At 37.9% G+C, this 18,011-nt stretch carries 16 protein-coding genes; 12 read left to right on the top strand and 4 right to left on the bottom strand.

Features of this window, described 5'->3' with window-relative positions:
- Position 1: 1 nt before the first annotated feature.
- From BUA76_RS05115 to BUA76_RS05145, 7 genes are all read left to right on the top strand, one after another.
- Positions 2–325 (top strand): DNA-directed RNA polymerase subunit omega, encoded by a 324-nt coding sequence (locus BUA76_RS05115; protein WP_027378789.1) that lies wholly within the window; start codon positions 2–4, stop codon positions 323–325.
- A 120-nt stretch (positions 326–445) separates the two neighbouring features.
- On the top strand, positions 446–1,648 hold the full coding sequence (coaBC, locus tag BUA76_RS05120; protein WP_072883747.1) for a bifunctional phosphopantothenoylcysteine decarboxylase/phosphopantothenate--cysteine ligase CoaBC: 1,203 nt from the start codon (positions 446–448) through the stop codon (positions 1,646–1,648).
- A gap of 37 nt (positions 1,649–1,685) precedes the next feature.
- On the top strand, positions 1,686–2,594 hold the full coding sequence (gene porD, locus BUA76_RS05125; protein ID WP_072883748.1) for a type IX secretion system protein PorD: 909 nt from the start codon (positions 1,686–1,688) through the stop codon (positions 2,592–2,594).
- Between the two features lie 65 nt (positions 2,595–2,659).
- Entirely contained in the window at positions 2,660–4,309 is a 1,650-nt protein-coding gene (locus BUA76_RS05130; protein ID WP_072883749.1) for a DNA repair protein RecN, read from the top strand.
- A 534-nt stretch (positions 4,310–4,843) separates the two neighbouring features.
- Complete coding sequence (locus tag BUA76_RS05135) at positions 4,844–6,310, top strand: DUF5687 family protein (RefSeq protein ID WP_072883750.1); 1,467 nt, start codon at positions 4,844–4,846, stop codon at positions 6,308–6,310.
- Position 6,311: 1 nt separating this feature from the next.
- Positions 6,312–7,046 carry an ABC transporter ATP-binding protein gene (locus tag BUA76_RS05140; RefSeq protein ID WP_072883751.1) on the top strand — a complete coding sequence of 245 codons (735 nt, stop codon included), beginning with the start codon at positions 6,312–6,314 and terminating at the stop codon, positions 7,044–7,046.
- Between the two features lie 86 nt (positions 7,047–7,132).
- Positions 7,133–7,765, top strand: coding sequence for an NAD(P)H-dependent oxidoreductase (locus tag BUA76_RS05145; protein WP_072883752.1), 633 nt, complete (start codon positions 7,133–7,135; stop codon positions 7,763–7,765).
- Positions 7,766–7,887: 122 nt separating this feature from the next.
- Here BUA76_RS05145 and hemE read toward each other — a convergent pair whose 3' ends face one another.
- The 4 genes from hemE to hemA are packed head-to-tail and all read right to left on the bottom strand — an operon-like array spanning position 7,888 to position 11,859.
- Entirely contained in the window at positions 7,888–8,925 is a 1,038-nt protein-coding gene (gene hemE / locus BUA76_RS05150) for a uroporphyrinogen decarboxylase (RefSeq protein WP_072883753.1), read from the bottom strand.
- A gap of 40 nt (positions 8,926–8,965) precedes the next feature.
- Complete coding sequence (locus BUA76_RS05155; RefSeq protein ID WP_072883754.1) at positions 8,966–9,649, bottom strand: uroporphyrinogen-III synthase; 684 nt, start codon at positions 9,647–9,649, stop codon at positions 8,966–8,968.
- A gap of 37 nt (positions 9,650–9,686) precedes the next feature.
- On the bottom strand, positions 9,687–10,598 hold the full coding sequence (hemC, locus tag BUA76_RS05160) for a hydroxymethylbilane synthase (protein ID WP_072883755.1): 912 nt from the start codon (positions 10,596–10,598) through the stop codon (positions 9,687–9,689).
- The gene (gene hemA / locus BUA76_RS05165; RefSeq protein ID WP_072883756.1) at positions 10,585–11,859 is read right to left on the bottom strand and encodes a glutamyl-tRNA reductase; all 1,275 of its coding nucleotides are present in this window, start codon (positions 11,857–11,859) and stop codon (positions 10,585–10,587) included. The genes hemC and hemA overlap by 14 nt, the downstream gene beginning before the upstream one ends.
- A gap of 398 nt (positions 11,860–12,257) precedes the next feature.
- Between hemA and BUA76_RS05170 the strand changes: the two genes are divergently transcribed.
- From BUA76_RS05170 to rodA, 5 genes are read left to right on the top strand one after another with little or no spacing between them, the layout of a single operon-like run.
- Positions 12,258–13,283: a rod shape-determining protein gene (locus BUA76_RS05170; RefSeq protein ID WP_027381028.1), complete on the top strand. Its 1,026-nt coding sequence runs from the start codon at positions 12,258–12,260 to the stop codon at positions 13,281–13,283.
- A gap of 27 nt (positions 13,284–13,310) precedes the next feature.
- Positions 13,311–14,165 carry a rod shape-determining protein MreC gene (gene mreC, locus BUA76_RS05175; RefSeq protein ID WP_066438798.1) on the top strand — a complete coding sequence of 285 codons (855 nt, stop codon included), beginning with the start codon at positions 13,311–13,313 and terminating at the stop codon, positions 14,163–14,165.
- Entirely contained in the window at positions 14,158–14,664 is a 507-nt protein-coding gene (locus tag BUA76_RS05180) for a rod shape-determining protein MreD (RefSeq protein ID WP_072883757.1), read from the top strand. The genes mreC and BUA76_RS05180 overlap by 8 nt, the downstream gene beginning before the upstream one ends.
- Complete coding sequence (locus tag BUA76_RS05185; protein ID WP_072883758.1) at positions 14,661–16,697, top strand: peptidoglycan D,D-transpeptidase FtsI family protein; 2,037 nt, start codon at positions 14,661–14,663, stop codon at positions 16,695–16,697. Before BUA76_RS05180 ends, BUA76_RS05185 begins: the two co-directional genes overlap by 4 nt.
- Positions 16,694–17,923: a rod shape-determining protein RodA gene (gene rodA / locus BUA76_RS05190; protein ID WP_072883759.1), complete on the top strand. Its 1,230-nt coding sequence runs from the start codon at positions 16,694–16,696 to the stop codon at positions 17,921–17,923. The genes BUA76_RS05185 and rodA overlap by 4 nt, the downstream gene beginning before the upstream one ends.
- The last annotated feature ends 88 nt before the right edge of the window (positions 17,924–18,011 follow it).

Raw genomic sequence — 18,011 nt, forward strand, 5'->3', positions numbered from 1 at the left:
AATGAGTGTAAAAGATACAAAAGCAGAAGTAAATACCATTACTTACGATAAGGATAAGATTGAAGACAAAGTAGGCTCAATCTACGAAGCGATTGTTATCATGGGAAAAAGGGCAGAGCAGATCAATGCTGAAATCCGTACGGAACTTCACAATAAGCTTGATGAGTTTGCTGTTCACAATTCTACATTGGAAGAAGTATTCGAAAACAGAGAGCAGATCGAAATCTCTAAACATTACGAAAAGCTTCCGAAGCCAACTTCCATTGCTATTGAAGAATGGCTGAACGAAGATATTTACTTCAGAAAGACTGAAGAAAGAAAATAAGAATCAGCGTATTTTTTATAAATGAAGGTCATAAAGGAAATCTTTTCTTTATGACCTTTGTTGTTCGAACAGGTTTGTAAGAAAAAATAAGTAATTTAGTATTCTTAAAATTTAAATTGAATGAGCCTTTCCGGGAAAAAAATTCTCATCGCGGTCTCTGGAGGAATTGCTGCGTACAAAATTCACTTTCTGATCAGGGATTTTATTAAAAAAGGAGCAGAAGTACAGGTTATTATGACACCTGATGCGGAACATTTTGTAACCAAGCTGAGTATTTCCACCCTCTCTAAGAAACCGGTATATTCAGATTTCTACAGTGACAACGGCACCTGGAACAGCCATGTGGAAATGGCACTTTGGGCAGATGTGATGATTGTTGCGCCTTGTACAGCAGGTACGCTTTCCAAAATGGTTCATGGGATGTGTGATAATCTTGTTATTGCAACTTATATGTCAGCGAAATGTCCTGTTTTTATTGCTCCCGCAATGGACCTCGATATGTATGCGCATCCTTCAACCAAAAGAAATCTCGAACTGGCGGAAAGCTTCGGGCATATTGTAATTCCTGCCGAAACCGGCGAACTGGCAAGTGGACTGAGCGGACAGGGAAGAATGTCTGAACCCGCAACCATTGCTCAAACCATTGAAGATTTTTTTGATGTAAATACTAAGAAAACACTCGAAGGGAAAACTATTTTAATTACGGCGGGTCCTACTTATGAAGCCATTGATCCTGTACGATTCATCGGGAATCATTCTTCGGGAAAAATGGGATTTTCTCTTGCGGAGGAAGCTTCAAAAAGAGGGGCAAAGGTCATTTTGATTTCGGGACCAAGTTCTGAGAAACCGATCGGTAAGAATATAGAACTGCATAAAGTGACTTCGGCAAAAGAAATGCTGGCAAAAGTTTTTGAATTCTATGATACCGTTGATATCGGAATTGCAAGTGCAGCAGTTGCAGATTATGCTCCTAAGGAAGTTGCGAAGGAAAAAATTAAGAAGAGTGACGACAGCTTAACCATCGAACTGGTTAAAAACCCGGATATTCTTAAAACCATGGGCGAGAAGAAAACGCGGCAGTTTTTAGTTGGTTTTGCCCTTGAAACCCAGAATGAAGAAGAAAACGCCAAAGCAAAATTCGAAAAGAAAAATCTGGATATGATTGTTTTGAATTCCTTGCGTGATGAAGGTGCCGGATTTAAGAACGATACCAATAAAATAAAAATATTTACCAGCACGGAGAAGAAAGAGTTTGATCTGAAATCTAAAGAAGATGTCGCTAAAGATATTCTGGATTGTATTGAAGCTCAGATTTTAAAATAATTTTAATAAATTTCCGTTCTCAATCTTTACTATAAAAATGAAAAAATTTTTAAGCATATTTTTAATTCTGTTTTTATTCAGCCAAAGTTTCTCCCAGGAATTGCTGGCTACCGTGCAGGTGAATGCCCAACAACTGGGCGGAAGTAACCAATCTGCATACAAAGCACTGGAAAAAAGTCTGCGAGACTTTATCAACAATACAAGCTGGACAGGAAAAAGACTTCAGAACTTTGAAAAGATAAAATCAAATTTTGCGATCGTCATCAGCGAGAGAGACGGAAACCGGTTCAGAGGAAGCATCGTGGTACAGGCGGTTCGCCCGGTATATAACACCACTTATGAATCTCCGCTTCTCAATCTTCAGGATCAGCGTTTTTCCTTCGATTATGTGGAAAATGAAAATCTTATTTTCAACGAAAGACAGTTTTCGGGGAAAAATCTTATTGATGTGATCAGCTTTTATGTTTATGTGATCTTAGGAGTTGATGCAGACAGTTTTCAGTCGATGGCAGGAACGCAATGGTTTCAGAAAGCCCAGCAAATTGCCCAGAACGGAGAATCTCAGAATACGTACGATGGATGGAAGCAGATTAATGAACCGAGAAGCCGTTCTATTTTAATTAAAGAAATCATGAGCCCGAACTGGAGCCAGCTGCGCGCAACCATCTATTCTTATCACAGAGCAGGACTTGATAATCTTTTTAATCAGGATCAGACTGCGGCCAAAAAAGTGATTTTTGATGCTTTAATGCAGTTAAGACAATACGAAAACTCTTTCCAGCAGGCTTATTTCTTTAACCTTTTTATGGATACGAAGGCCGATGAGATCTTTAATATCTTTAATTCCGGGAACAACGGAGGGATCGTTTTGGCAGATCTGAAAAATGAATTGATCATACTTTCTCCTAAAAGCACAGAATCCCGCTGGAACAAATGGAAACAATAATCTTCACTTGAATCCTGAAATCTAATGTTCTATATTTGCAATAGCTAAAGTAACCGCTATTATCAATGCTTTCGAGAATATATATTAAAAATTTTGCCCTTATTGATACCCTTGAAGTATCAATACACAACGGTCTTCAGGTGATCACCGGGGAAACCGGTGCCGGGAAATCTATTATTTTGGGGGCTTTGCGACTGATCCTCGGAGAGAGGGCAGATGTAAAATCGATCTCAAAAGCAGAAGAAAAAAGCATCGTTGAGACCGAATTTGCTTTAAATAATCAGTTCAAAAAATTCTTTATCGAAAATGATCTGGATTATGAGCATCAGACCATCATCCGGAGAGAAATTTTGCCATCCGGAAAATCAAGGGCATTTATTAATGATGTTCCGGTCACCCTGGATGTTTTAAAAGAATTATCTTCTCAGCTGATTGATATTCATTCTCAGTTTGAGACTTCCAACCTTTTTACCGCAGAATACCAATTCAAAATTATTGACGGACTTTCTGAAAACAAACAGATCATTCACGATTATCAGAATGAATTTTCGGATTTTCAAAGTCTGAAAATACAACTTAGAAAACTTCAGACACAGCTTTCGGAAACCAATAAGGAAAGCGATTATAAAACCTTTTTGCTGAATGAGCTCGAAGAGCTCCACCTGGACGATGTAGATTATGAAGAACTGCAGAACCAGCTTTCCATTCAGGAAAATGCAGAGATGATTTCCGATAATCTGGCTCAGGTATTGTCAAGGTTTCATCAGGAAGAGGTAGGGATTTTTTCATTTTTTAACGAAGCTAAAAACAAACTCTCCAGAATTGCAGAAGTATCTGCTAGCTTTGCAGAGCTTGATGAAAGACTGGAAGCTTCTTTTGTTGAGCTGAAAGATATCATTTCCGAACTGGAAGATGAGGCAGAAAATATTGAAGTCAACCCGGAAAATCTATTTTTATTAATCGAATTAAATAACAGAATCAACAGTCTCTTTGTAAAGCATAATGTTGCTGATGTTTCGGGATTAAAAGAAATCAGGGATCAGCTGTCAGGAGAGCAGCAGGGTGCATCTGAGCTGGAATCTCAGATTGAAGAGATTCAAACGAATATTGCTAAAAAAGAAAAGACGCTTCAGGCTTTAGCCGGTACCTTATCAAAAAACAGAAAAAAACACATTCCTGTCTTTATTCAAAAAGCAGAAGCTTTACTCAAAAAATTAGGTCTTGAGAAAGCCAGAGTAGATATTGAATTGCAGGATGCTGCAGATTTTAATCAGTTCGGGAAAGAAAATATCCAGCTCTTGTTTCAGGCGAATTCCGGTTTTCCTTTAAAACCTATTCAGACTGCTATTTCGGGAGGTGAAAGATCGAGGGTGATGCTGGCTGTGAAAAAGATTATTGCCGAAAGTGATGAGCTTCCAACTTTAATTTTAGACGAAATCGATACCGGAGTTTCCGGGAAGGTAGCCGAAGAGATCGGAAATCTGATGCGTGAAATGTCTGCCGATATGCAGCTGATCGTCATTTCTCATCTCGCACAGGTTGCCGCAAAAGGAAATAACAACTATAAAGTGGTAAAGCAGGATGTGGCCGGAAGAACACAATCCACCATCGTTCCTTTAAGTGAAGAAGAGAAACTCAACGAAATAGCACAGCTTCTTTCCGGAAGTAAGATCACAGAAGCTGCCTTGGCGCAGGCTAAAGAATTAATAGGGTAATTTTTTAATACATAGAATAGAAGACTTTCGGATTTTCGGAAGTCTTTTTTTCAACTTGATTTGTCAATCCTGAAAGGATTTGAATTATCCCGCTGATTACACAGATTTCACTTATTACAAATTACATAGGTCAGCTTTGCGATGACAATAGTTAATAATAACTTTCTTTCAGTCAGTCTTAAAATGAATTTAAATCTACTCAGATGTTAAGTAATTTAAAACAGGTTTGCTTTGACGAAAGCAAAACGACAGCTCTTTAAAGCCCTGTTTACATTTAAAATTTATTTTTACCATTAAGGCATTAAGCTCCTAAAGATTAAACTTAATAAATATCAATTTATTGATTGCTTAATTATTATCAGTTTAACTCACTTACATTCTTAATGTTAATTTTAAGAATAAACTAAGTTTATTTTAATCTAAAAATTAAGAAAGAAGTTATAAAAATGTATTAAGTAAAATTTAAAAGCGCTCTTAAAGTTAAAAACTGTAACAATTGTATCTTTATACAAACTAATGTAATAAAAGATAACTATGTTTATAAAATTCCTGAAATTAGAGTTCAAAAGTTTTTTTCGAGGAAGTTCTTTAGGAATCAACCTTGCGATGAAAATTCTTCGCTTTATCGGAATTCTCTATTTTATGGCATGCCTTGTGGGAGGAGCATTTGGCGCATTCTTTTACATTCAGGAGGAAATGCATCAGAACCCGATACAAGTGGTTTCAAGATTTATGATCGCAGCCTGGGCGGTTGATTTGATTGTGAAATACATCTGGCAGGAATTGCCCACCCAAAACATTAAGCCTTTTCTTACCCTTAATATTCCTAAGAAGACGCTGGTGAATTATATGATGGGGAAAACTTTTCTATCTGCATTCAGCTGGCTGAATTCCCTGTTTCTGATCACCTTTGCCATAATCGCCCTATTCAATGGATACAATGCAACGGGTGTTATAGCATGGATGGTAGGAATTTCCCTGTTGTTTTATTTGAATAATTTTATCAATATCCTTTTCAACGATAAAGAAATTGTTGCCATTGTTGTTGGCTGTATCTTTACGGGAGTGGCAGCATTAGCGTATTATAATATTGTTCCTGTTCTGGATTATTCTGAGAAATTCTTCTATAGCTTTTATGAGAGACCCTATTTTGTAGTAATTTCCGTTATATTATTTTCCGCTTTATGGAAAATCTGTTTCAGTCATATCCGAAAGGTATTTTATCTGGATCAGGGACTGGAAGCTAAAAAAGAAGTCGGGAAAACAGAAAATATTACGTTCCTGAATAAATACGGAGCCATTGGAACATTCATCAACAATGATATTAAATTGCTGAAGCGGAATAAAGTTACCAAAGGAATTGTATGGGGAAGCTTCCTGTTTCTTTTTTACGGATTACTGATGTTCTCTTCACCTATTTATAAAACACCGGCCATGATGATGTTCATGGGATTGTTTGTAACGGGAGGCTTTCAGTTTATGTTCGGACAGCGGGTTCCCGCTTTCGACAGTTCTTATTATCCGTTAATGATGACCCTTAATGTGCCTTACAAAGAATATCTGAAAGCAAAATGGTGGCTGATGAATATTGTAACAGGTTTTTCGATCATTCTGGCGTTGTGTTATGTCTATTTCGGATGGGATATGTACCTTACCTTTTTTGCAGCGGGAATTTATAACATTGGCGTTAATTCTCAGTTTACACTCTGGTCTGGTGCATTCAACAAAATGCAGATTGACCTGAATGCCAAAGAAAAAAGATTCGGGCAGAAAAACAGCTTTAATATGAAATCCCTGCTGCTGCTGATTCCTAAATTGTTCTTACCGATGGCCGTGTTTGCGATCGTAAAATATTCTCTTGGAATTGAGGCCGGCGTGATAAGTATTGCTGTTTTGGGATTAATAGGATTTTTACTGAGAGAAAAAATATTCGAGATTATCGTGAAACATTATAAGGTAGAAAAATACAGTACATTAGAAGCATTCAAAAATAAAGATTAATATGATCACAATTAATAATTTAACAAAAACATACGGCAAAGCAACCGTTTTAAATATAGAACATCTTGAAATTCCGAATGGTGAAACATTTGGCCTGGTAGGAAACAACGGTGCCGGAAAAACCACGCTGTTCAGTCTGATGCTGGATCTCATTCAGGCAACAACAGGATATGTAAGCATCGATGGCATCAAAGTACACGAATCTGAAGCTTGGAAAAATAAAGTTTCTGCTTTTGTAGACGATTCTTTCCTGATCGGTTATCTTACGCCGGAAGAGTATTTCTACTTTATCGGAGAGCTAAGAGGCCAAAACAAAGCTTCTGTTGATGAGTTTTTAAAACAGTTTCATGATCTTTTCAGCGGTGAAATTTTAAACTCCGGGAAATATGTCCGTGACCTTTCTAAAGGAAACCAGAAAAAAGTGGGAATTGTTGGAGCCATTATCGGAAATCCTGAAATTATCATTCTGGATGAGCCTTTTGCCAATCTTGATCCTTCCACGCAGATCAAGCTTAAAAACCTCATCAAAGAACTATCAAAACAGGAGGGCGTTACGTTCCTCATCTCCAGTCACGATCTTTCGCACACAACGGAAGTGTGTAACAGAATTGTTGTTGTAAATAAAGGCCAGCTGGTGAAAGATATCCAAACCAATCCTGAAACGCTGAAAGATTTGGAACAATATTTTGCGGATCAGATTTCGAGTCCGGCTGAAAGTATAAATAATCCGGTTTAATAGATATTAGCAATATCTCAGATTTAAAAATTATTTGCCTGTATTTGTGGTACATGAATTAATTTTGTTCTGCTAAAATTTAATGTATGGAATTAATTGAAAAACTGAACTGGAGATATGCTACCAAAGCAATGAACGGTCAGAAAGTACCACAGGAAAAAGTGGATAAAATAGTAGAAGCGGCAAGATTGGCTCCTACATCAAGCGGTCTGCAGCCTTTCGAAATTATTGTCATTACCAATCAGGAAATTAAGGAACAGATAAAACCTCACGCCTGGAACCAGCCGCAAATTACGGATTGCTCACATCTTTTGGTTTTTGCTGCCTGGGATAATTATACCGAAGATAGAATCAACAGGATGTTTGATCTGACAAACGAAATCAGAGGTTTTGAAAACGAAGGGTGGGAAAACTACAGACAGATGCTATTAGGAATGTATCCGCAGAGACCTGCTGAAGAAAACTTCACTCATGCTGCGAAACAGGCTTATATTGGATTTGGTGCAGCGATAATCGCAGCGGCTTTCGAGGAGGTAGATTCTACCCCGATGGAAGGTTTTGTTCCGGAAGAAGTTGATAAAATTTTGAATCTACAGGAAAAAGGATTAAAAAGTGTTCTCCTGCTGCCTTTAGGGTATAGAGATGCTTCCAACGACTGGCTGGTAAACCTTACCAAAATAAGAAAACCGAAAGAAGATTTCGTTACAGAGATCAACTAATTATTGATATTTTACTCATAGAAACACCCTTTCAATTGCTGAAAGGGTGTTTTGTTTTATTAATTTGAATTTCTTTAGATAGCACGATAAAAATGTTTTAATCAGCGAGATCTGTGGGAGTGCTAAAACTCAGCACTCGGTTTCCAATCCACCACCGCTCTGATGAATGCTTCTGCATTTTCCACAGGAATATTCGGTAAAATCCCGTGTCCTAAATTGGCGATGTATCGGTCTTTCCCGAAACGGTTGATCATTTCAGTCACCATTTTTTTGATCGTTTCCGGGGTTGAATGCAGTCTTGCAGGATCAAAATTTCCCTGAAGCGTCATCGTATGGTTGGTCAACGTTCTTGCGAACTCAGGCTTAATCGTCCAGTCTACGCCTAAAGCAGAAACCGGAGATTGTGTCATTTCTTCCAGTGCAAACCAACATCCTTTTCCGAAAACAACAACATGCGTCAGCGGACTTAATGCTTCCACAATCTGGTTGATATATTTCCATGAAAATTCCTGATAATCTTCCGGAGAAAGCATTCCGCCCCAGGAATCGAAAACCTGAACGGCAGACACTCCTTTTTCCACTTTTCTTTTCAGATATGCAATCGTAGTGTCTGTAATTTTCTGAAGTAATAAATGGGCTGCTTCCGGTTGTGTAAAACAGAAAGATTTGGCAATATCAAAAGCTTTGCTTCCTTTTCCTTCCACACAGTAGCAAAGGATGGTCCAGGGAGAGCCTGCGAAACCGATCAACGGAATCTCGTTGTCTAATTTCTGTAAAGTTAATTCAATAGCATCAAAAACGTACCCTAATGTATCATTCACATCCGGAACGGCAACATTTTGAACCTGTTCCATCGTTCTGATCGGTGTATCAAGCCACGGACCAACCGATTCCTTCATTTTAAAATCGATTCCCATCGCCTGCGGAACCACCAGAATATCCGAAAACAAAATGGCTGCATCCAGCGGAAATCTTCGGATCGGCTGTACGGTGATTTCGGAAGCCAGCTCGGGAGTCTGGCATCTTGTGAAGAAATCATATTTGTCGCGAAGGGCAATAAATTCTGGCAAATATCTTCCTGCCTGCCTCATCATCCATACGGGAGGTCTTTCTACGGTTTCTCCGCGAAGTGCTTTTAAATATAGGTCGTTTTTAATCATAATCTATTAAATAGCATTGTCGCCAATGGACAATTGTATATCAGTTTTTGTTTGCAATTTCTTTTCGTATCAGCTTAAAAACAGATAATAAGGTATTCCCTTCTGCTGTTAAAACAGGTACTGAACTGTGTTTTCTGATTTCACGGGAAGTAGTTTCTCCAATGGATATCAGCGTTATATTTTCCAGTGAATTCTGCTTTGCAAAACTACGAACTCCGCTTGGACTAAAAAATACGACAGCATGATATTTTTCAGTTATTACCGGATTAATTTCTTCCGTGTTGTAAACGATAACTTTTTTGTATTTAATATTTTGCAGCGGAAGTTCATTATCCAGAACGCTTATGGCCAGATTACCACAAAAGTGGAGAAAGTTTTCATGCTGACATTTTGCGGTAATAAATTTTGAAAGGGCGTCTGCATTTTTCATCACCTTAAAAGTTCCGAAACCATATTTGCGTACTGCTTTTTTTGTCTTTTCGCCGACACAGTAGATCTTGTTGTAATTTTTGGCGGTAAAATCTTCATCCGGCTTGAAACCATTTTTGAAAAAAGAATTTACGCCGTTCACGCTGGTAAAAATAAGGGAATAATTTTTCAGGTCAAAAGGTTGAACTGCCAAAGGAGTCGTTCTTATTACCTCAATACAATCAGCCACAATATTGTCTCCTAATTCTTTGGATATAATCGTTCGGTCTATATTTTTGGTAAATAAGATTTTCATTTTTTTGCCTTTAAGCCTGAACTTGAATAATGGAATTTTAAATCTGATCTTTAATTTCTGCCATCAGTTCTTTTCCCCCGTTTTCCAAAACAACCTTAGCGAACTTTTTGCCGAAGTTTTCTTCCTTGTTGTATACGAAGTTTTCATCGGTTGAAATACAATTTTTGCCATCCAAAGAACATAGTGCCGCTTTAAAACGGATCTGATCGTCAAAGATTTCAGCGAAAGCGCCAATGGGAGCCGTACAGCCTCCTTCTAGTGTATTCAGGAAACTTCTTTCCATTTCCACGCAGATCTGGGTGTTGGTATGGTTGGTAAATTTTCTTACGATTTCGTTGATTTCTGTTTTGTCCGAATGCCCTGCAACAGCAATCACTCCCTGTGAAGGTGCCGGAATTAAAAACGGGATCATTTCATAATCGATGTCCATTTTCATTCTCTTGATTCCAGCTAAAGATAAAATGGTAGCATCAAAATCACCTTCTTCCAGTTTCTGAAGCCGGGTTTGTATATTTCCGCGAATGTCTGAAAATTCAGCCTGAGGAAAGTTTTTTAACCAAAAAGCTCTTCTTCTCAGACTGCTTGTTGCCAGTTTAAGTTCGTGAAGTTCCTTATTTTTTGCAGATTCTTTACGGATCAGAACATCCTGAGGAAAATCCCTTTCCAGGTAAGAAACAATTTCCAGCTTTTCGGGAAGATTCGTTGGAACGTCTTTTAAAGAATGTACAGCAATATCAATCTCATCATTTAATAAAGCGATATCAAGGTCTCTTGTAAAAACGCCGGTAATTCCCAAAGCATACAGCGGCTGCGTAAGATTTTTGTCGCCGGATGATACAATAGGAACGATTTCCGTTAAATAATTGTTGTTCTGAAGGTGTCTCGCAACTTCTCTTGCCTGCCAAAGTGCCAATGCGGAATTTCTGGTTCCGATTCTAATGCTTTTCATTGAATTCGTTGTTTGGTTGTTCAACTAATATTTCGTGCATTAATTTACTAATTTCTTCGGCTTTTAACGGATTATCGATGATATATTTTGCAAAACGGTTGGTAATTTTCTGAATCATTTTGTCAGAAAGTTCCATATCCGTGATGTTTATGTATTTGTTTTTTTTGTAAAAATTATGCATTTCATTGCGTTCCATGTTCTTGAGAACGGCTTTGAAATGATGGATGTTCGGAGCCAGCTTTCTCTTTTTTTCCCACTCAAGGAAGTCTTTCATCAGCTCTTTGATGATTTTTTCAGCTTTCGGAATTTCTTTTTCCCGCTGCTGAATAGTTTCCTGAATCTGTTTTGAAAGTTCATCAACATCAATCAGGGTCACATTTTTATTTTCCGTAACATCCTTATTTACATTATTCGGAATGGAGAGGTCAATCACCAGCGTTTCTTTTCCGTTAGGAAAATGAGATTTATTGACAATAGGATGTCTTGCGCCGGTAGCCACAATCAGAATGTCTGTTTGCTTCAGCTCCTGATCAAATTCAGCATAATCAATCTGAGGAATATGATATTTTTCTGAAATCTTTTCAGCCGTTTCCTGGGTTCTGTTGGCGATTTTAATTTTTGGCTGATACACATGCTTTACTAGATTTTCCACTGTATTCTGACCTATTTCTCCAACTCCGAGAAGAAGAATATTCTTTTCCGTAAGTCTTTTCTGGTTGTTAAGAATATAATGAACTGCCGCATATGATACGGAAGCCGCACCATTGGAAATTCCAGTCTCGTTTTTAATCCTTTTTGAAATCTGAATGGCCGCATTGATAGCCCTCTCAAGATAAGGATTGGAATTCTGTCTTTCTTTCCTGAATCTGCTGTATGCCTTTTTAATCTGGCCGATAATTTCGAAATCACCGATAATTTGGCTTTCCAAGCCAGCGGCCACTCTGAAAAGATGGGCTAAAGCTTCTTCTTTGGTAAGAATATTGGCATATTGAAGAAAATCCATCAGATTAACCCCGATTGTTTTACAATATTCTTCAGCAACCAACAGATAATTAGGCGTGGTAGTGTAAATTTCAGTTCTGTTACAGGTAGAGACAACAAATGCGTCCCCTAAATTTTCATCATGAATCCGGGTGACAAAATTTTTAATATTTTCGTCAAAGAATGCAAATTTGCCTCTCGTTTCTACATCAGCCTTTTCATAACTAATGGAAAGTACAGCAAAATTAGATGTCTGATGTATGTTGGAATACTGTAACATAAGCGTGGCAAATTTACATATTTTTTGATAAAATGCTTTCTTATAATGTATATGATAATTATCGTAAAAAACTATTTTGGGATGATTCTAAATAATCAAAGAAATAATAATTGTTTATAAAAAAATAATTAATAAGAGTTCAGAATTTAAAAATTAATCATTACAAGTCAAATCACATCTGTGTGCAATAAAAAAAATAATCCGACTCCGGTGATGCCTTATTAGGCATGTGTTATCTTAAATCTGGTTTAAATTATAGTCTGTAAATACTTAAAGTAAAAGTTAATAAGGGATTGTAAATTTTAATAAAATTTTAACCAAATTATCTGCTTGTTAAATTTCTTTGGACGTCTTAAATTTATATCTTTGTAACTCTTTAAAAAATCAGAAGTAAAAGTATGAGTTTATTCGATATGTTTACGCAAGAGATTGCGATAGACCTGGGTACCGCCAACACCCTTATCATCCATAATAATAAAATTGTTATAGATCAGCCTTCGATTGTTGCTATTGAACGTTCAACAGGAAGACCGATTGCTGTCGGTGAACAGGCGAAACATATGCAGGGTAAAACTCATGAGGATATTAAGACGATCCGTCCACTTAAAGATGGGGTGATTGCTGATTTCCACGCTTCTGAGCACATGATTAAAGAATTTATCAAAAAGATTCCGGGAATTAAGGGTAAATTCATCCAACCCGCATTAAGAATCGTAATCTGTATTCCTTCAGGGATTACGGAAGTTGAAAAAAGAGCGGTAAGAGACTCGGCACAAAAAGTAAACGCTAAAGAAGTACGTCTGATTTATGAGCCAATGGCAGCTGCAATTGGAGTAGGAATCGATGTTCAGAAGCCGGAAGGAAATATGATTATCGATATAGGTGGCGGTACTACGGAGATTGCGGTGGTGGCATTGGGTGGTATTGTGTGCGACAAATCTGTAAAAATTGCAGGTGACGTATTTACCAATGATATTGCCTACTATTTAAGAACACATCATAATCTTTATATTGGTGAAAGAACCGCCGAAAGAATCAAAATTGAAGTGGGTTCTGCTGTTGAAGATCTTGATGTGGATATCGAAGATATTCCGGTACAGGGAAGAGACCTTATTACAGGAAAGCCAAAAGAAATCATGGTTGGTTATAAAGAAATTGCGAGAGCATTGGATAAATCGATCATCAGAATTGAAGATGCGGTAATGGAAACGCTTTCTTTAACACCGCCGGAATTGGCTGCGGATATCTATAAAACAGGTATTTATCTGGCCGGAGGTGGTGCTTTGTTGAGAGGGCTTGCAGACAGATTGCACAAAAAGACGGGTCTTCCTGTTTTTGTAGCAGAAGATCCTTTAAGAGCTGTAGTTCGCGGAACAGGTATCGCCCTTAAGAATATGGATAAATTCAATTTCTTAATAAAATAATTCTAACTTTTTACGACATATATCTGAATGGGATTTTTGCTGAGATTATTTTCGAAGAATGCGCTTTTCGTCTTCTTTATATTTCTGCAAATTATTGCTCTGATTCTGATATTCTCTAAAAACGCCATGCAGAAATCCTGGATTGCTGGACAGTCAGCTGCATTGAATTCCTGGGTTTCCGGATACATTGACGAAGGGGTTTCCTATTTGAAACTTAAACAGATCAATGAAGATCTCGTTACTCAGAATAAAGCTCTGATGATGGAGCTTTACGGAAAGCAAGGCGCAAAAAATCCTCAGTTCAGAAAGGTTCACGATACGCTGGGTGGGGGACAGATATACACATTCGTGGATGGTGAGATTGTTTTCAATAGTATTAACAGAAGAAACAATTATTTTACCATCAACCGCGGAAGAAGAGACGGTGTATTTCCGCAAATGGGGGTTATGGCTCCCAAAGGTATTGCCGGAATCGTAATTAACTCTACAGACAGCTATGCTTTGGTACAGTCGGTATTGAGTGTAAATAAAATCAGGATTAATGCCGCGCTGAAAAACTCAGGGTACTTCGGGACGCTTACGTGGAACGGAGATAATTCCAGGGTGATGCACCTTGCCGATATTCCGAAATATGTAGCTTTGAAAATTGGAGATACAGTAGTAACGGACGGAAAGTCTGCTATCTTTCCTAAAGGGGTAATGATCGGTACTATTGCAGGATATTCTGTTGATAATAAAACAGGATTTTGGGATATTTCGGTTGAGCTTAGTGAGAAAATGGGTGCTCTAAGTAAAGTCTATGTCGTTAAAAACCTTAAAAAAGCGGAAGTACAAAAAATTCAGGATACGATGCAATCTGTAATAAAAAAGGAAGATGATTAGCAGGACTTTATTTACGGACATATTAATCATGATTTTTCTGGTTGCATTACAAATTTTTGTTTTGAACAGGATCACTATTTTCGGAAAGTATACTCCGGTGCTTTATCCGGTATTTGTCATGTTTTACCCTTTCTTCAGAAATAAATTCCAGTTTTTAGCATTAAGTTTTTTGATCGGCCTGTCGGTTGATGCCTTCCTTTATTCATGGGGAATCAATGCTTTTGCAACGACTCTGATTGCTTATTTCAGAACCTTGATTTTCAGAACATCTACGGATACTTCCACCGATTTCTTCTCTTTCCAATCCCTTCAGTGGGCGCAGTTTTTGCTGTTTTTATTCACGAGTATCTTTTTACATCAGCTTTTAGTACAGTATATAGAATTCTTTAAGCTGAGCAGATTTTTTGAAATATTATTTAATGTATTGGTAACTAGTGTAATTTCGTTTATATTTATAGTTATTTATGCATTAATATTTAAAATCAAACAAAAAGTTTGAACACACGTTATTTAAAAATCTTTTCCGTTCTTCTGGTAGTCGCTGTAATTTTTATAGCGAGATTGTCTTATTTACAGCTTTTTACCGATCGGTATGCCCTGAATGCCGCCAACACCTCTATTAAAATAGAATATGTAATCCCTCAAAGAGGTGTTATTTTTGACAGGAATGGTAAAATTATGGTGGGAAACCAGCCTGCCTATGAAATTTCCTTTACACAGGCGCTGATGAGACCTGATTTTGATACAATCGCCTTCTGCAACCTGATGAAAATTTCAAAAAATGATTTTGTCAGAACCATCGAAGCCATTAAAAAAGAAAAATACTATTCCAAACTGACGCCGATGACCTTCATGAAAAATCTCAGCAGAGAAGATATTGCAAGGGTTCAGGAGATTATATTTAAATATCCGGCATTTAGCATTGTTTCAAGACCGCAGCGTCAGTATGAAGTTTCAACGTCCGGAAATCTTTTGGGATATACCAGTGAAGTTAATGAGAGGGAAATTAAAAAGGATTCTACTTATTATCTGCCCGGAGATTTCATCGGTAAAACAGGAATTGAGAAAGCTTATGAAAAAGAGCTCCGCGGTATAAAAGGGATGAAATACATTCAGAAAGATATAAAGCTGCGGAATGTAGGTCCTTATAAAAACGGTTCCTTGGACAAGGATGTAGTTACCGGAAAAGATATTACCCTTACCATCGATTATGATCTGCAGCGAATTGCAGAGGAAATGCTGGTCAACAAACACGGTGCGATTGTAGCCATTGATCCTAATAATGGCGAAGTCCTGGTTGCTGCAACAGGTCCGGATATTGATCCCAACCTTTTTACAGGCCCGAATAAATCCAGGAATCTGTATGCGCTTTCAAAAGATACCATTTACGAAAATAAGCCAACGTTTGACAGGTCACTTCAGGCTGCTTATCCGCCGGGCTCCACCTTCAAATTGTTAACTGCACTGGCGGCAATGCAGATGGGCGTAATGGATGAAAAAACTATTTTTCCCTGTGGTGGCGGGTTTTATTATAAAGGAAAAAGAATTAAAGGCCACGGAGGCGCAGATCCTTTAATTCCTTCCATTCAGGTTTCCAGCAACTGTTTCTTTACATATGCTTTTATTGCGATCATTAAAAAATATCCGGGAAATCCTTCCAGAGGTGTAGATGAGTGGAAAAAAATTATGAGCAGTTTCGGGGTTGGTGAATTTTTAAATAACGATTTTGCGGTAGGAGCCAAAGGCAGAATTCCTTCTGGTGATTTCTATGAAAACAGATTTAAAGCCATTATGAAAGCCAGTGGCTCTAAAAGGACGGATTTTAAAAACTGGGACGAAATGTCCACCGGTGCCATTTATAACGGAATGGGACAAGGAGATGTTCTGGTAACGCCGCTTCAGCTTGCCAATTACGTTTCCGCTATTGCCAACAAAGGCTGGTATTATACTCCTCATATTGTAAAAGCAATTGATGGGAAGCCGAATCCCGATCCGAGATTCAAAAAGAAACATCAGACCTTAGTCGATAAAAAACATTTTGATCCGGTGCTTAAAGGTATGGAAGCGGTTGTATTGAATGGTACAGCACGCGGTTTAAAGTCAAGCGATTTTACACAGCTTGCCAAAACGGGTACGGCACAGGTGCCTCAGGGAAAAGATAATTCGATTTTTGTATTGATTGCTCCTGCAGATAAACCGAAGATCGTAGTGGCAGCGGTTATGGAACATGCAGGATTCGGGGCAACCTGGGCGGGTCCGGCGGCTACGATTATTGCAGAAAAATATATTACCGGAGATATCAAGCGTGAACATCTTTATAAAAAAATGATCACCTCCAGTTTTATGCCGGAATACAAGAGACAATGGATTGCCGATCTTAAACGTAAGGGTCTTTATAAACCCAGTGAAGATTCTATAAAACAAAAAAAGATTGAGGATAGTTTAAAACTCGTTAAAGAGCGAAAGGCTAAAATGCAAAAAGCGGAGCAAGCAAAAAGGAATGTAAATAAAACAAAACCGGCTAAGCAATGAAATGGGCAGAAGGAATAGATAAATTGGGTCTCGGGCTGTATTTTCTGCTTTGTGCTTTTGCCATTGCAAATATTTACAGTGTAGATCAGAAATTAGGAGAAAAACAATTGATTTTCTTTGGTATTTCCCTTTTTGTAGGACTGGTAATTTTCGTGGGAAGAAGTAAGTTCTTTGAAAACATGTCGGGAATTATTTACATAGGCGGGGTTTTGCTCCTGATTGGGTTATTTCCTTTCGGTAAAGAAATTCTTGGGCAGAAAAACTGGTATAAGTTCGGGAGTTTTACGATGCAGCCGGTGGAGTTTGCCAAAATCGGGACTGCATTAATGCTTGCCAATTATGTTTCCGGTCCTGAATTTAATTTAAAGAATAAAAAATCGTTTTGGACTACATTAGCCATTATCGGAATTCCTGCAGCTGTGGTTCTGGCTATTCCTGATGTGGGTTCTATGTTGGTTTTTATTGCATTTTTCATTGCGTTATACAGAGAAGGACTGAGCGGGTTATTATTCGGAATAGGGTTTCTTTTTGCTGCAGTTTTCCTGATTTCCCTGGCCGTTAATCCTATATGGGTGGCTATTACCATTATTCTTATTATTGGAGGCTGGATTGCCATGAATTACTACAAAATGTCATGGAACATTATTTCCATTTCAGGAATTGTGGGATCGGTTGTTCTACTTTGTGGACTGGCGTTCGGTTCGCCCTACATTTTAGAGAAACTTCCAAAGCACCAGAGGGAAAGAATTGAAGTTCTTTATAAAGGTGAAAAAGCGTTCAGAGATACATCAGGGTATAATTTGCTGTATTCAAAAACAGCAATTGGATCGGGCGGACTTTGGGGAAAAGGATATCGTGAAGGTTCTGTTACACAGGGAAAATTCGTTCCTGAACAGGAGACCGATTATATTTTCTGCACCGTTGGCGAAGAGTGGGGCTTTGCAGGAAGTGCTTTATTGATCCTTTGTTACATGGTTTATATTGGAAGAATCTATTATCTGGCAGAACAGCAGAAATCGGGGTTTAACCGTGTTTTTGGATATTGCTTTGCCTCGATACTTTTAATGCACTTTACCATTAATTTAGGCATGGTTATGGGGCTGTTTCCTACGGTTGGAATTCCTTTGCCTTATTTCAGTTATGGAGGAAGTTCCCTGCTTGCCTTTTCGATGATGACTTTTATTTTCTTTAAATTAAATTATTCGGATAAGAATAGTTTGGTTTAAAAGGTTTGAAGTTGGAAGCGGGGTGATGGAAGTTACACCATTCTGTTTAAGTTTTACATTGAAAATTTGCGCAATCTGCTAAATCCAC

Origin of the sequence: Chryseobacterium takakiae (genome assembly GCF_900129385.1) — a bacterium.
Lineage (GTDB): Bacteria > Bacteroidota > Bacteroidia > Flavobacteriales > Weeksellaceae > Chryseobacterium > Chryseobacterium takakiae.